Source organism: Rhodanobacter spathiphylli B39, from assembly GCF_000264295.1.
Classification (GTDB): domain Bacteria; phylum Pseudomonadota; class Gammaproteobacteria; order Xanthomonadales; family Rhodanobacteraceae; genus Rhodanobacter; species Rhodanobacter spathiphylli.
This window is the reverse complement of sequence record NZ_AJXT01000017.1, coordinates 1-14,561: the sequence shown is the minus strand read 5'-3', so window position 1 is coordinate 14,561 and position 14,561 is coordinate 1. Positions and strand designations below refer to the sequence as shown.

Sequence of the window (14,561 nt, the reverse complement as noted above, 5' to 3'; positions counted from 1 at the left end):
TGCGGGGGAGGGCTGGGGTGGGGTTACTCGGTGATCTTCTGCAGGTTGTCCTGCAGGGGGTCGCTGTCGCGGTCGCTGGTCAGGTCGTAGAGGTTGTAGCGCTTGGCCAGGCGGGCGCCGCCGTCGCGCAGCAGGGGCTGCCACAGGATGTTGGCGCTGCTGGTGTGCGAGCTGGGCAGCATCAGGTCGAACGGGATCGACAGGTAGATGCCCTTGTCGAAACTGCCTTCGCCGAACTGCTTCGCCGAGACATTGGTGAACGTGGCGTAGGCACCCATGCGCACGCCGTTGTGGAACTGGCGCGACACGTCGATGGTGGCGCCCCGGTCACCGGCCAGGTAGCGGCCGTAGCTGAGCGCCAGGGTGACATCCTTGTAGCCCAGGTCGAAGTAGCCGGTCACGTGGCCGGTGGCGACGTGGTAGCGCCGGAACGAGAAGTCCTGGTCGAAGCCGCGCTGCTTCACCCAGTTCGCATCGACGCCGATCGCCCAGCGCTCGCCCATAGGGCGGTACAGCACTTCGCCGCCCACGCCGCCGTACATGCTTTCCAGCATGCCGCCGTATAGAAGGCCATACAGATCGGTGCCCAGGCGACGGCTGGCGGTCAGCTGGAACACCGGCATGGTCAGCCGCGAGCTGGTCAGGTACTCGCGCACGTAGGTGCGCACGCGGGGCAGGTTGCTGGGTGCGTCGTACTTGAAGTGGTCGTAGTTGTTCAGCAGGTTCGCGCTGAAGTTGCCGCTCCACCACAGGTTCGGGGTGAAGTGGAAGTTCGCGTCGTAGTTCGCGTACACCTGGTACAGGATGAAGGCGTCGGGGCCGCCCAGCGACTGCGCGTAACCCACCGCGAGGTTGCCGCTGAACTTCTTCGGCTCGGCACGGTACAGCACGTCCTCGCGCTGCGGCAGCGGCGGGTTCTGCTCGACGCTGCGGCGGAAGTCGCGCAGGTCGATGTCGTAGTTGAGCAGTTCGTCGAAGCGCTGCCGATGCACGCTGGTTGCCACGATCGGCAGGCCTTCGCGGGTGGACACCACGGTGTACCAGTCGGTGCCCGGCGCCAACTGGTTGTCCAGCACGCGAGCGGTGCGACCCAGCGCCTTGGCCGGATAGAAGTAGCGCTGCTGTTCGCCGGTCACCACCACTTCGCGGCCACGCCGGCTGATCTTCGACACCTCGATGCCGGCGTTGTCGCGCAGCTGCTTGCTCACGGCCGTCCAGTCGACCTGCTGCGGGGTCTGCGTGGGCGGCTTGTCGGCGCGATCGGGTAAAGGCGGATCGAGCAGCTTGGTGGGGCCGCTGCTCTGGGCGAGGTTGGTGTGCAGGGTGAAACCGAACATCGCCACGCGCCCGCGCTCCAGCGCCAGGCTGAAGTCGACATTGCGGTTCAACCGGTAGACCGCGCCGATATTGATCGGCGTGCGTTGCGGCTGGTTGTTGCTGGATGGTTCGTGCTTGTAGTCGTTACCTTCGTACTCGAGCTTCAGGATCAGCGGCTGCCATGGCGTCTGGTAGCTGATGCCGCCGAACAGCGCTGTGCGCCCGCGGAAATAATTGTGGCTGTTGAACTGGCCGCCGGGATTGTTGCCGCGTCCGGGTCGCGTATCGAACTTGTCGCTGAGGATCGAGAACGGATTGCCGATGTCGCCGCGATTGCCCATGTAGCCCCAGGCCATGCCCAGGCTGGCGTCGATCGGTCCGAAGCGCTTGCTGGCCACCACGTATTCGCTGGAGAACAGCCCGGTGCCGCCGAGGTCGCGAATGCCTACGGACACGGCCGGCAGGTAATGGCTTTCGCGCCACAGTCGGACCTTGGCGTCGATCGACTTGTCCTTGAGACTCTGGTCGCCGCTCAGGCTTGACGGCCCGTATAGACGGTTGGCGATGTTGATGTAGCGAAAACTGCCTTCCAGCCACGGCAGCGGCTGCAGGGTGAAGTTGTAGCGCGTATACGGCGAGGTGCGGCTGGCGGTGAAACCCACTTCGCCCTCATCGGCCATGCGCGCGGTAGGCGTCTGCAGCAAGCCGGCGCCGCCGAAGTCACTTTGCGTCGGGGCATTCTGTGCGTGCACCGAACAGGTCAGCAACCAGCCGGCCAGCGGCAGCAGGCAGGTGCATTGACGGCGGAGGGATTCGGAGCTGTTCAAACCTGCGGATTCCTGTGCCGGCTTATCGTGGGGCGGCTTTTCGTAGGGCGGGCATGGCCCGCCCCTTTTGCTGCGAAGTGGATGCAGGAGGCGGCGGGCCGTGCCGCCCTACGGGGTGGGTGCTCTTCGCGAACCACGTTCATCACGGCTTCCCCGGCCCCGGCAACACCTGCGTCGCCAGGAAAGCGGCGATGTCGCGGTTCATCGTGGCGTCCACCTTGCGGGCGGCGCTTTCACGCAGCGGCACGTAGATCACCGCGCCTGGCGCCAATGCCTGCGCCTCGCTGCGATTCCACAGGGCCACGCCCTGCACGAACACGTGGCCGTCCGGCTCGATCACGTAGATGTTGTCGCGATCCGCGGCGTCGCCGAGCGCACACGCGTCCACGTAAAGCCGCGCATCCTGCAATGGCACCAGCGGCAGGGTGCAGGGTTGCTGCACGGCGCCGACCACGCGGATGCCCTCGGGACGCAGCGGATAGAACAATTCGTCGCCAGCGGCCAGCAGGTGATTTTCCGGTGCATTCACTTCCACCGCGCGTGGATCGAGCAGCGCCGGCGACTCACGTCCGGTCACCGGCAGCGAGCTGATCCAGCTGCGCAGCGCCGCGCTGCTCGCGGCCAGTGCCTGGTCGTCGCCTGCCAGCGCCCGCTGTTGCAGGCTGGCCAGGTCGAACAGCACGCCGGCTTTCATGCGCTGCTGGGTGACCAGCAAGCCTGGCCGCAACCAGGCCGCGCCTTTCATGTAGGCCTGCGGCAGCGGCTGCGCGGCGATCGCGGCATCGCTGAGGCGGGCAGGGTCGTTCAGTTCCGTGTGACCCGAATGCGCCACGGCGCCGCTCACCTGGACCTGCACGGCGGCGGCCGCCGTCGACCAGGCCAGCATCAGCAGCACGAAGCATGCGCGGTTCATGGCTGCGGCTCTCGGTAGGGGCGCAATTGCACCAGTTGCAGACTCAGGCCGGGCGCCACCTGCTGGTCACTCTTCCAGATGAAACCGTCGCGTGGGTCCACCCAGTAGTGGTTGGTGACGCGGTAATGCAGCGACGGCACGTCGAGCTGCTCGTCCACCCGCAGCACGTCGTGGGTCTGATCGAGAATCGTGATCTGCTCGCGACCCGCCGGTGTCAGCGTGGCGTCGACCGGCACGCCGTAGCGATAGCCCGGCGACCAGTCCTTGCCCATGCGATAACTGACCGGCGCGGTGAGCGTCTGCAGACCGCGCGCGAACGGATCGTCGGCAGGCAACTGCACGCCGTCGAGGTCCTGTCCCAGTCCGGTGGTCTGCACCACACGGCCGTGCTCGATGAAGACAACCACGCCATGATTGCCGTACCACGCCTGGCGTCCGCCGTCGACGTTGCCCAGGATCAGCACCGCGCTGCCTTCCGGACTGGTGGCCTGCAGCTGGAAATACGGCTTGGCCGCCACCTCGGCCGCGGTCGGCTGCACCTGCGGCCGGCCCTTCACGGCAAGCCGCATGGCCTTGATCGAGGATCGTGACAACTCGCTGCAGCCGTGCAGGCCGAGCAGCAGCGGGCAGGCCAGCAGCAAAAACCACGCGGGCAACGTACGCGCGGCAGCGGCATGTGCTGTCGACACGCCGGTGCGTTCGCTGTTCGTCAACTGGTCTGGTGGCAAGCCAAAGTCCTCATCCTGATCGGGTGGCATGGCTTCGTAGGGCGGGTACTGCCCGCCGCACCCGCCCATCGCAATGTATCGAAAAGACGGCGGGCATTGCCCCCCTACGCAATCCCGCAACCGGCCGCGCTCAGAAATCCTTGTTCGCGTTGGCCGCCGAATTGATCAGGCCCGAGAACGGCAGCAACTGGCTGAAGAAGCGGTTCCAGCGGGTCACGCCGGCCGGTCCCACGAACACCACGTCGCCAGGCTTCACCATGAACTGGTCGGCCAGCGCGAAGGCCGCCGGCGAGCGCGCGTCCAGGCTGAACACCTTCGACGGCGCCTGCTCCAGATCCTTGACGCCACGGATCACGTACACCGCCTTGCCCTTGGCGCTGAGCGGGTTGAGCCCGCCCGCGCGTCCCAGTGCCTGGGTCAGGCTCAGGTCGGACGTCTTGAAGTTGATCGCCATCGGCTTGACCACTTCACCCACCACGTACGCTTCCTGGCGATCGTTGTACGGCAGGAACAGGCGGTCGCCCGGTTTCAGGTAGATGTCCTGCGCCAGCTTGCCGCCGCTGTTCAGTGCGTCCAGATCCAGGTGGTAATCCTGGCCATCGCGGGTCAGCACCAGGCCGGAAAGGTTGGCCTGATCGGTATTGATGGTGGCCGTGCCCAGCACCTGCGCCAGGGTCAACGGCACCGCCGTGATCGGCTGCGGATCGGTCTTCACGAACGCACCCTGCAACAGCACGCGCTGGCTGCCATAACCGACGACGCTGACGTCAACCTGCGGCTTCTCCACATAAGCGGCCAGCTTCTTGCTGATGGCCTCGCGCAATTCCTCGATTGTCATGCCGGTCACCTTCAATGTGCCGACATAGGGGTAGAACAAGGTGCCATCCGAGCGCACCAGACGGCCATTCGCCACCGTGGCCTGCTGCGGGCCGGCTGGTGAGGTCAGTTCCGGGTGTTCCCACACCGTGATGAACAGGCTGTCGCCCGCACCGATCCGGTACGACTCCGGCTGGTACGCCAGCAAGGCTGGAGGCACGGCCGTGGCCTGGGCGCTGGCGCGATCCATGGCGATCAGCTTCGGCGTGATCGGGACCAGTTCGACCTGGCTGTTGTCGACCGTGTCGCCGCGGGAGAGTTCGCTGGTCGACATGTGCTGGCCCGGCGCAAGCGCACAGCCGTTCAGCAGGGCGACACAGGCAACGAGGAGAAGGGCAGGTGATGTTTTCACGATGGAGGGGGCTCAAGGCGACGGAGGGAACGACAGACACGACAAACGTGCCGAACGAAGTCGGCACGTTTGTTCGAGATCAGTCACAGGATATCAGTGGGTACCGGTGGTACCAGGCACCGGATGCGAGTCGTCGCGAGCCACGCCAGCCACCACGCCGACGGTTGCCACCACCGCGATGGTCACCGCGATCACCTGGCCAGCGGTAATGCCTCCCGTGGAGGCGACACTGGCGGCGTTGGCGCCTGCCACCGTTGGCTGGGCCGGCGGGTTCTGGGCGTTGTCCGATTGCGGCTGCGCCGCCATGGCCAAGCCGGAAGCCATCAGTCCAGCGGTCAGAAGTGCGGGAAGAATCATTTTCATGTGTTGCTCCTTGTGACCGGTGTTCGGGAAAAAACAGCGCCGTCAGTATAACCAGCGGTCGTGAAGGAACCATGTACGCGGAGGCTGGTGTAGTGAAGGTGAAGGCCGACAGGGGCAGCAACGCAGAGCAGGAGCACCCCCACCCCGCCCTCCCCTGCCGAGGCAGGGGAGGGAGAAAAGCCGCTCGCAGGAGGAGTGGACAAGTCGAGGGAAGGGCCGCCCGACTTAAATACGTGTCAATGCGTGCCGGTGGTGCCGGTCGTTCCCGTGGTGCCGGTCGTCCCCGTGCCTCCGGTGCCGGGAACATGTCCATGGCTGTCGTCATTGCCCGCTCCTGCGGCGACGGCGACCACGGCAGTCACGGCAATGCCCGCGGCGATGGCCTGGCCCGTCGTGATGCCGCCGGTGGAGGCGGAACCGGCGGCGGCTGCGCCGGCGACGGCCGGGGTCTGCGAGGGGCTCTGGTTCTGGGCGCCTGACGGCGTCGGTTCTGCGGCCTGGGCCATTCCCGTAACGAACAGGCCAGCGGCCAAAAGACTTGCAAGCATGATTTTCATGGGCTATCCCACGGCACCGGGATCCCGCCTGTCACCGAACCATACCAAAGCAAGGTTAAGGAAAGATGTATGGGGAAGAGTGAACCCCAAGCTTGCGTCCCAGGCCTCGCGGCGCGCGCACAAAAAAGCCGCGCCAGAACGGGCGCGGCTTCAATGAGGTGGTGCGTTCGCTCAGTTCGTACCGGTGGTGCCGGTCGGCGGCGGTGTGCTGGTCTTGTGGTCGTTGCCGCCACTGGAGGCAGCCACGATGGCGCCTGCGACAACCACGCCACCGATCACATAGAACGGGGTCATCTCACCCAGCGACTGCGTCGTGGCGGTCTTCGCGCCGGCAACCGCGGGTGCCGGCGGCGGGGTGGCGGGCTGCTGCTGATCAGCCGACTGGGCCAGCGCGGAACCCATCAGGCCCGTCGCCAGAAGCGCAACGATCATCTTCTTCATGAATATTTCCCCGGGAGATATGGCGTCAAGCGGACGTGAATTCCGTGCTCGGCGAGTATAACCACAATTTCGCAGGGGTACATACATGAACCAGTCAGGCTGAGGCCGCCAAGCTGGCCGGGCTTCGGTTATCATGCCGGGCTGGTCAGGGAACGTGCATACGTCGCGGTTGTGGAGATGTCCACGGAACGTTGCGCAATGCCCAATCAGCAGCTCCAGGGGGGAGTGTTCAACAATCCAGAGGAGCGCGGGGCGCCGGCACGACGGGCGACCTTGCCGGGTAATCGAGGAGTCATCGAGTTGTTCAAACGGATATTGACCGTCTGTATTGGCAACATCTGCCGCAGCCCGACCGCCGAATACCTGTTGCGCGAGCGGCTGGCAGCGCGTGACATCCAGGTGAGCAGTGCCGGCCTGCATGCCATGACGAGCTACCCGATGGATGCGACGGCGATGCAGGTCATGGCAGAACACGGTATCGACGGCGCGGCCCATCGCGCGCGCCAGCTGACGCCCGCCATGCTGCGCGAAGCCGATCTGGTGCTGGGCATGGAGAAAAGCCATGTCGACGCCATGGTGCGGCTGGCTCCCGAGGCCAGCGGCAAGATTTTTGTACTCGACAAATGGGTGCAGGCGCGGGACATCCCCGACCCGTACCGCCAGCAGCGCCCTGCGTTCGATCATGTATACGGTTTGATCACACAAGGTGTTGATAGCTGGCTGCGCTACCTGTAACCCACCATATATATAGATAGGAAAGCCCCTGCATGGCTGCTACGCAAACCCCGTCGTCCAGCGACGACGAAATCGATCTGGGCGAACTGCTCGGCACCCTGATCGACCACAAGTGGCTGATCCTCATCGTCACCGGCGTGTTCTTCGTGGTCAGCGTGGCCTACGCGCTGCTGGCCACGCCGATCTACCAGGCCAATGCGATCGTGCAAGTGGAGCAGAAGGTGCCCAGCCTGCCGGGCCTCAGCGACCTCACCCAGACGCTGGGCGCCTCCAGCTCCGAAGCCACCACCGAGATCGCGCTGATCACCTCGCGCACGGTGATCGGCGGGGCCGCCGACAACCTGCACCTGGCGATCAGCGTCACGCCGCACCGCTTTCCGCTGTTCGGCAACTTCATCGCCCGTCGCTATTCGCCGGACAAGCCCGGAGCCGTGGCCGCACCCAAGTTCGGCATGAACAGCTACGACTGGGGCGGCGCCGCGCTGGACATCTTCCAGCTCGACGTGCCCGCCCGCCTGCAAGGCAAGACGCTCACCCTGGTCGCAGGCAACAGCGGCGCCTTCAGCCTGGGCGATGACGACGGCAACGTCTTGCTCAACGGCCAGGTCGGCCAGCCGGCCAGCGGCCACGGGGTCACCATCCAGGTGAAGGCGCTGGCCGCCAACCCCGGTACCCGCTTCGACGTGGTGCGCCAGCGCGATCTGGCCGTGATCACCAAGCTGCAGCAGGATGTCAACGCCAGCGAGCAGGGCAAGGACTCCGGCATCCTGGCGCTGACCTACAACAACGCCGATCCGGTGCTGGCCGCCAACCTGCTGGACCAGGTTAGCGAGATCTACGTCAAGCAGAACGTGGACCGCAACTCCGCCGAGGCGGCCAACAGCCTGAAGTTCGTCAAGGAACAGCTGCCCAACGTGCGCCGCGACCTGGAAAAGGCCACCGCCGCGCTCAACGCGTTCCAGACCCAGGCGCACTCGGTCGACATCACCATGCAGACCAAGGGCCTGCTGGACCAGACCGTCGCCATCGAAACCAGCATCCAGCAGCTGCGCATGCAGCAGGCCGACATCGAGCGCCGCTTTACTCCCGAGCACCCCGCCTACAAGGCCCTGATGCAGCAGATCGGCCAGCTGCAGGCGCAGAAGGACGCGATGGAGAAGCAGGTCGGCGAACTGCCCGACACCCAGCAGGAACTGCTGCGGCTGACCCGCGACGTGCAGGTCAGCAACGAGACCTACACCAGTCTGCTTAATCAGGCCCAGCAACTGGACATCGCCCGCGCCGGCACCGTCGGCAACGTGCGCATCATCGACAAGGCGGCGGTGGACACCAGCCACCCGGTGAAGCCGAAGAAAGCCATCATCGTGCTGGGCGGCACCTTCCTCGGCGGCTTCCTCGCCGTGGCCTTCATCTTCCTGCGCCAGATGCTCAACCGCGGCGTGGAAGATCCCGCAGCCATCGAGCAACTGGGTTTGCCGGTCTACGCCTCGATCCCGCTGAGCGAGCAGGAAATCGCCATCTCGGTGAAGGATGTGCACCACCACGGCGCCAACGGCAGGCAGCACCTGCTGGCTGTGAGTGCGCCGGCGGACCTTGCCACCGAAGCGTTGCGCAGCCTGCGCACCAGCCTGCATTTCGCCCGGCTGGAGGCGAAGAACAACCTGCTGATGATCTCCGGCTCCAGCCCCAACGCCGGCAAGACCTTCGTCTCGGCCAACCTGGCCGCGGTGATCGCCCAGTCAGGCCAGCGCGTGCTGCTGATCGACGCCGACATGCGCAAGGGCGGCCAGCACAAGGTGATGGGTGGCAAGCCGGAAAACGGCCTGTCCGAGCTGATCACCGGACAACTCGAACTCCCCGCCGCGATCCGCCCCGTCCAAGGCGTCGACAGCCTGCACTTCATCGCTCGCGGCAAGGTCCCGCCGAACCCGTCCGAACTGCTGATGCACGCCAACTTCACCGCGTTGCTCAACAAGCTGATGCCGATCTACGACCTGATCATCGTCGACACCCCGCCGATCCTGGCGGTGACCGACGCCGCGGTGATCGGCCACCACGCCGGCACCAGCCTGCTGGTGGTGCGCTTCGGCCTGAACCAGGCGCGCGAAATCGCCCTGGCCAAGCAGCGCTTCCAGCAGAACGGTGTGGAGATCAAGGGCGCCATCTTCAACGCCGTCGAACGCCGCGCCGCCGGCTACTACTCCTACGGCTACTACGAATACAAAGCCGCCAAATAGCGCCCTGCGCTCTTCCTCCTCCCCTGCTCCGCAGGGGAGGACCGAGGAGGGGTAGCTCTTGCCCTAAGCTCCTGCTCCAAACCCGCATCACCCCTGCAACAAGAAAACCCCACAATCAGCGGTCGAGCCAGCCCCATCCGCTCCCCTTAGTTCGTCCCGCCACACCAGACAAACCCCATTCAAATCGCCCCACGGAAGCCCCATGCACTCACTGGACAACACGAAGATCGCCATCATCGGCCTGGGCTATGTCGGCCTGCCGCTCGCTGTGGAGTTCGGCAAGCACTACGACACCATAGGTTTCGATATCAATATCGCGCGCATCGACCAGCTGCGTTCCGGCCATGACCACACGCTGGAAGTCGATGCAGCGGAGCTGGCCGCAGCTCCGCGTCTAGGCTTCAGTGCGAACCTCTCTGATATCGAGTCGTGCAACGTCTACATCGTTACCGTACCCACGCCGATCGACTCCGCCAAGCGGCCCGATCTCACGCCGCTGGTAAAAGCCAGCGAAGCCTTGGGCAAGGTCATCCAGCAGGGCGATATCGTGGTGTACGAATCCACGGTCTACCCGGGCTGCACTGAGGAGGTCTGCGTGCCTATCCTGGAGCGGGTTTCCGGTTTGGTCTACAACAAAGACTTCTTCGCCGGCTACAGTCCTGAGCGCATCAACCCTGGTGACAAGCAGCATCGCGTCACCACCATCTTGAAAGTGACCTCTGGCTCTACACCGGAAGTGGCGGACTTCGTCGATCGTCTCTACGGTTCGATTATCACCGCCGGCACGCACAAGGCCAGCTCGCTGAAAGTGGCCGAGGCCGCCAAGGTCATCGAGAACACTCAGCGTGACCTCAACATTGCCCTGGTCAACGACCTCGCCATCCTGTTCAACAAGCTCGGTATCGATACGCTGGAAGTGCTCGAAGCCGCTGGAACCAAGTGGAACTTCCTGCCATTCCGTCCGGGCCTGGTTGGGGGCCATTGCATTAGCGTAGACCCGTACTACCTCACGCACAAGGCGCAAGAAGTGGGTCATCACCCGGACGTGATTCTGGCCGGGCGCCGAACCAACGACAGCATGGGCTCGTATATCGCCGGCGAGGTTATCCGGCTGATGGTGCGCAAAGGCATCAACCCGGTGTGCGCACGCATCTTGGTGCTCGGCCTGGCCTTCAAGGAAAACTGCCCGGATCTTCGCAACACGCGAGTGGTCGATATCATGGAGGCCCTACAGGGTTATAACGCCCAAGTTGATATCTGTGATCCGTGGGTCGATGCAATCGAAGCCCAGCATGAGTACGGTGTGATCCCGATTCAGCCGGACCAGGGGGACTACGACGCCGTGATCGTAGCGGTGGGCCACGACCAGTTCCGCGAAATGGGTGCCGTCGGAGTGAGGGCTTATGGCAAGCCACAATCCATCATCTATGACGTGAAATACGTACTGCCCCGTGACGCGGTTGACGGAAGGCTCTGACAGCAGATGAAAGTGACAATTTTTGGAACGGGTTACGTTGGCCTTGTCACCGGTACCTGTTTAGCCGAGGTGGGCCATGATGTGATTTGCGTCGATATTGATGTGTCCAAGGTAGAAGGGCTAAACATTGGCATCATCCCGATCTACGAGCCGGGCCTCGAGTCCATGGTCAGGGACAATCATTCGGCCGGACGCCTGCGTTTTTCCACCGACGGAGCCACGGCCATTGAACACGGTGAAACCATCTTCATCGCCGTGGGAACACCGCCTGATGAGGACGGAAGTGCTGATCTTCAATACGTATTGGCCGTTGCCAATACGATTGGCCGGCACCTAACTCAATCCACGGTAATCGTCAACAAGTCGACGGTGCCCGTTGGTACAGCGGACAAAGTGCGTGCAACCATCGCCGCTGAGTTGGCTATTCGTGCGCTCGATATCAAATTCGAGGTGGTATCCAACCCAGAATTTCTGAAGGAAGGCGATGCAGTCAACGATTGCATGCGTCCCGATCGCATCGTGATTGGTGCAAATAGCGATGGCGCTGTCGAGCAGCTGAAGCGGTTGTACGCACCATTCAATCGGAACCACGACCGGGTTGTGGCGATGGACGTGCGCTCGGCCGAGCTGACCAAATACGCAGCCAACGCGATGCTGGCGACCAAGATCAGTTTCATGAACGAGCTCGCAAACATCGCCGAGCGCGTTGGCGCGGACATCGAGCATGTCCGCAAGGGCATCGGTTCCGATCCACGCATCGGTTGGCATTTCATCTATCCGGGTGCGGGCTATGGTGGCTCATGTTTTCCCAAGGACGTACAAGCATTGGCCCACACGGCACGGCAGTACGACTACGAAGCACGTCTTCTCAATGCAGTGGAAGCTGTCAATGAGTCGCAGAAGGGCCATTTGTTCGAGCTGATCCAACGTCATTACGGTGCTGACTTGAGTGGAAAGACGTTTGCGATGTGGGGCTTGGCATTCAAGCCCGACACCGACGATATGCGAGCGGCTCCCAGTCGGACATTGCTACAACAACTGTGGGGAGCGGGTGTCGAGGTCAGGGCCTATGACCCCGAAGCCCGCCACGAAGCCGAACGCATCTTCGGCGAACGCCGCGAATTAGTCTTGTGCGACTCTGCGTTTGAAGCGCTACAGGGCGCTGACGCATTGATAGTCGTTACGGAGTGGAAGCAATTCCGTAGTCCGGATTTCACCGACTTGAAATTGGCATTGAGCGGTAAAGTCATATTCGATGGCCGCAATCTTTATGAGCCGACTGAAGTAGAGCGAGCGGGTATTTCTTATTACGGTATTGGTCGTGGTCGTTCGATCACCGCCGTTGCCTCATCCAAGGTATCAAATCAATGAAAGTCCTCGTCACCGGTACCGCCGGTTTTATCGGTTCGCACGTCGCGTTGAAACTGCTTGAGCGGGGCGACGAAATCGTCGGACTGGACAGTCTCAACGACTATTACGACGTGAATCTGAAGAGGGCGCGTCTCGCGCGCTTCATAGATCATCCGAATTACACGCACGTGCATGGTGATTTGGCTGATCGGGCGCTGGTGGAAAGTGTTTTCGCCACACACAGGCCGCAGCGCGTGATCAACCTGGCGGCACAGGCAGGCGTGCGTTATGCCGCCGAAAACCCGCACATCTATGTTGATAGCAACGTCACCGGCTTCCTGCACATTCTGGAAGGGTGTCGTCATCACGGCGTGGAGCATCTGGTGTTCGCTTCGACCAGTTCCGTATATGGCGCTGATCTAGCAATGCCCTTTTCCGAGCACCAGCCGACCGAACATCCGTTGACGCTGTACGCAGCCACCAAGAAAGCCAATGAACAGATGGCCCATAGCTATGCACATCTGTATGGGATCCCGGCGACAGGTCTGCGCTTCTTTACCGTCTATGGTCCATGGGGTCGACCGGACATGGCGTTGTTCTTGTTTACCAAGGCCATCCTGGCCGATGAGCCGATCAAGGTATTCAATCACGGCCAGCACAAGCGGAGCTTTACCTACGTCGATGACATCGTCGAAGGTGTGATTCGTACTCTGGGCGAAGTACCGGGCAAGAATGCGGACTGGGATGGCTATGCGCCTGATCCGGCGAGCAGCGGTGTGGCGCCGTACCGGATCTACAACATCGGCAACGAGCAGGCGGTGCCGCTAATGAAATACATTGAGGTGCTGGAACAATGTTTGGGCCGAAAGGCGAATAAAGAAATGTTGCCGCTGCAAGCTGGGGATGTGCCAGACACGGAGGCCGATGTCTCAGAACTAATCGGCGCTATTGGCTACAGTCCAAAAACCTCAGTAGAGGAAGGAGTAGCAAATTTCGTGGAATGGTATCTATCCTACTACCCCAGAACTTCGTCTCCGCTCGAATGATTCTGAAAACCTCTTTGGCCTACGCGATGTATCGCGTGATCCCTGCCGTATGTGGCTTCGCTCAGATCGCGATACTGACGAAAGCGTTTGGTGCGACAGGTTATGGCCAGTACGCATACGTGGTCGCACTTGCAGCCGTAGTTAATGTTATCGCCTTCCAGTGGATTCCTAAGGCAGTCGCCAGGTTTGGCGCAGAAGAAATTGGAAAGCGGTATCTGACAGTTCTAGCTAGAATCCAAACGGCAGTATCGCTGCTCTGCATAGCTATAGCGGGCGCTCTAACCCTTGCTACCGATAGCAGCACATATGTACTAGTTGCATTAGTTTGCGCCTCAGACGCCACGAAAGAATGTACTCTGGAAATGTCTCGCGCTAATCAGGATCGTGTTCGCTATGGAAGGGTATCTAACCTAAGCTCGATAGCTCAATTGTTCAGTTGTGCAGCCGTGGTCTACTTTGGAGGGGGGATTAAGGCCGTATTTCTCGGATATGCGATCTCGGGCTTGTTAGTGACTCTGCCGTTGTGGATTAGGAACGCTCTCCCTGCGAGGGAGACGCCCGCGATGAAACACGTGCTGTCCTACTCTTTTGCGCTGGCGTGGTCTGGAGGAGTGGGACAAATAGCCTTTTCAGGAGTCAGGATATTTATCGGCAGATGGCACGGGGACCACATGCTCGGGATCTACTCGGCACTATACGACATCGTTCAGCGGTCTATCGTCGCATACATGCAGGTCGTAAATACTGCGGCCTTCCCTATGATGAGAAAGTATTGGGACGAGGGGCGCGTCAAGGAACTAGGAATTGCGGCTCAGGAAAATATACTTCTTCTAACTGTTCCCAGTCTCTGGCTGCTCGCTCTACTGGCGGGTAGCATGCGCTATTGGATCAGTCATCTAAACATAAGAGGCGACCTAGAGGAATTCGCGATGCTTCTAACCGCTGTCGGAATTGGCATCGTGGCAAATCGCGTTCGTACATTTCATTTCGATTCGTTTCTCCTTCTTAGAGGTCGGGCCGCCGCGGTGCTGCGCAATACCTTGGTTTCCACCATTTTTCTGGTAGGCGTTCTAATAATATTCGGGAGAGATATGAGCCTGCTGGCGATTGGTTCGGCCGTGGCAGCCAGCTACTTATTGGGACTTACAATGTCGGTCCTATCTCTCATAAGGTATTCGAGGCTTCCAGGAGTAAATGCCACGTACATGTCCAATATTTGCGTCTGCCTTGCCTTGGCTCTCATGGCAACTAAGTACGACGTCCATATTTTGTGGGTGCTAACGGAAATCGGGCTGATATCAATTTCGGCCACTCTTGCGCTTAGGGAAACTCTGATTTTGCT

Annotated in this window: 13 protein-coding genes; 6 read left to right on the top strand and 7 right to left on the bottom strand. The window is 61.8% G+C overall.

Annotated elements, in window-relative coordinates; genetic code table 11:
- Positions 1-23: 23 nt before the first annotated feature.
- The 7 genes from UU7_RS08035 to UU7_RS08005 form a co-directional block, all read right to left on the bottom strand.
- Positions 24-2,144: a YjbH domain-containing protein gene (locus UU7_RS08035; RefSeq protein WP_007807166.1), complete on the bottom strand. Its 2,121-nt coding sequence runs from the start codon at positions 2,142-2,144 to the stop codon at positions 24-26.
- 142 nt (positions 2,145-2,286) lie between these two features.
- Positions 2,287-3,057, bottom strand: a complete 771-nt coding sequence (locus UU7_RS08030; protein ID WP_007807165.1) for a capsule biosynthesis GfcC family protein — start codon at positions 3,055-3,057, stop codon at positions 2,287-2,289.
- A complete protein-coding gene (locus UU7_RS08025; RefSeq protein WP_238530907.1) occupies positions 3,054-3,746 on the bottom strand; it encodes a YjbF family lipoprotein in 693 nt (230 codons plus the stop codon). The genes UU7_RS08030 and UU7_RS08025 overlap by 4 nt, the downstream gene beginning before the upstream one ends.
- 169 nt (positions 3,747-3,915) lie before the next feature.
- On the bottom strand, positions 3,916-4,935 hold the full coding sequence (locus tag UU7_RS08020; RefSeq protein ID WP_007807161.1) for a polysaccharide biosynthesis/export family protein: 1,020 nt from the start codon (positions 4,933-4,935) through the stop codon (positions 3,916-3,918).
- Positions 4,936-5,106: 171 nt separating this feature from the next.
- Positions 5,107-5,376, bottom strand: coding sequence for a hypothetical protein (locus tag UU7_RS08015; protein ID WP_007807159.1), 270 nt, complete (start codon positions 5,374-5,376; stop codon positions 5,107-5,109).
- A gap of 236 nt (positions 5,377-5,612) precedes the next feature.
- Entirely contained in the window at positions 5,613-5,933 is a 321-nt protein-coding gene (locus UU7_RS08010; RefSeq protein ID WP_007807157.1) for a hypothetical protein, read from the bottom strand.
- A gap of 171 nt (positions 5,934-6,104) precedes the next feature.
- Complete coding sequence (locus UU7_RS08005) at positions 6,105-6,374, bottom strand: hypothetical protein (protein WP_007807155.1); 270 nt, start codon at positions 6,372-6,374, stop codon at positions 6,105-6,107.
- A 300-nt stretch (positions 6,375-6,674) separates the two neighbouring features.
- Between UU7_RS08005 and UU7_RS08000 the strand changes: the two genes are divergently transcribed.
- From UU7_RS08000 to UU7_RS18310, 6 genes are all read left to right on the top strand, one after another.
- On the top strand, positions 6,675-7,109 hold the full coding sequence (locus UU7_RS08000) for a low molecular weight protein-tyrosine-phosphatase (RefSeq protein ID WP_007807153.1): 435 nt from the start codon (positions 6,675-6,677) through the stop codon (positions 7,107-7,109).
- A 32-nt stretch (positions 7,110-7,141) separates the two neighbouring features.
- Complete coding sequence (locus UU7_RS07995) at positions 7,142-9,346, top strand: polysaccharide biosynthesis tyrosine autokinase (protein WP_007807151.1); 2,205 nt, start codon at positions 7,142-7,144, stop codon at positions 9,344-9,346.
- Positions 9,347-9,548: 202 nt separating this feature from the next.
- Positions 9,549-10,823 (top strand): Vi polysaccharide biosynthesis UDP-N-acetylglucosamine C-6 dehydrogenase TviB, encoded by a 1,275-nt coding sequence (tviB, locus tag UU7_RS07990; RefSeq protein WP_007807149.1) that lies wholly within the window; start codon positions 9,549-9,551, stop codon positions 10,821-10,823.
- A gap of 6 nt (positions 10,824-10,829) precedes the next feature.
- Complete coding sequence (locus tag UU7_RS07985) at positions 10,830-12,194, top strand: UDP-glucose dehydrogenase family protein (RefSeq protein WP_007807147.1); 1,365 nt, start codon at positions 10,830-10,832, stop codon at positions 12,192-12,194.
- Positions 12,191-13,219, top strand: a complete 1,029-nt coding sequence (locus tag UU7_RS07980) for an NAD-dependent epimerase (RefSeq protein ID WP_007807145.1) — start codon at positions 12,191-12,193, stop codon at positions 13,217-13,219. The genes UU7_RS07985 and UU7_RS07980 overlap by 4 nt, the downstream gene beginning before the upstream one ends.
- A 35-nt stretch (positions 13,220-13,254) precedes the next feature.
- Positions 13,255-14,561: lipopolysaccharide biosynthesis protein (locus UU7_RS18310; protein ID WP_162098641.1), on the top strand; the 1,307-nt coding region annotated here is incomplete at its 3' end.

Coding starts and splice junctions, on each gene's coding strand:
- UU7_RS08030 (WP_007807165.1), bottom strand. CDS start 3,057: ATGAACCGCGCATGCTTCGTGCTGCTGATGCTGGCCTGGTCGACGGCG.
- UU7_RS08020 (WP_007807161.1), bottom strand. CDS start 4,935: ATGTCGACCAGCGAACTCTCCCGCGGCGACACGGTCGACAACAGCCAG.
- UU7_RS08015 (WP_007807159.1), bottom strand. CDS start 5,376: ATGAAAATGATTCTTCCCGCACTTCTGACCGCTGGACTGATGGCTTCC.
- UU7_RS08010 (WP_007807157.1), bottom strand. CDS start 5,933: ATGAAAATCATGCTTGCAAGTCTTTTGGCCGCTGGCCTGTTCGTTACG.
- UU7_RS08005 (WP_007807155.1), bottom strand. CDS start 6,374: ATGAAGAAGATGATCGTTGCGCTTCTGGCGACGGGCCTGATGGGTTCC.
- UU7_RS07995 (WP_007807151.1), top strand. CDS start 7,142: ATGGCTGCTACGCAAACCCCGTCGTCCAGCGACGACGAAATCGATCTG.
- tviB (WP_007807149.1), top strand. CDS start 9,549: ATGCACTCACTGGACAACACGAAGATCGCCATCATCGGCCTGGGCTAT.
- UU7_RS07985 (WP_007807147.1), top strand. CDS start 10,830: ATGAAAGTGACAATTTTTGGAACGGGTTACGTTGGCCTTGTCACCGGT.
- UU7_RS07980 (WP_007807145.1), top strand. CDS start 12,191: ATGAAAGTCCTCGTCACCGGTACCGCCGGTTTTATCGGTTCGCACGTC.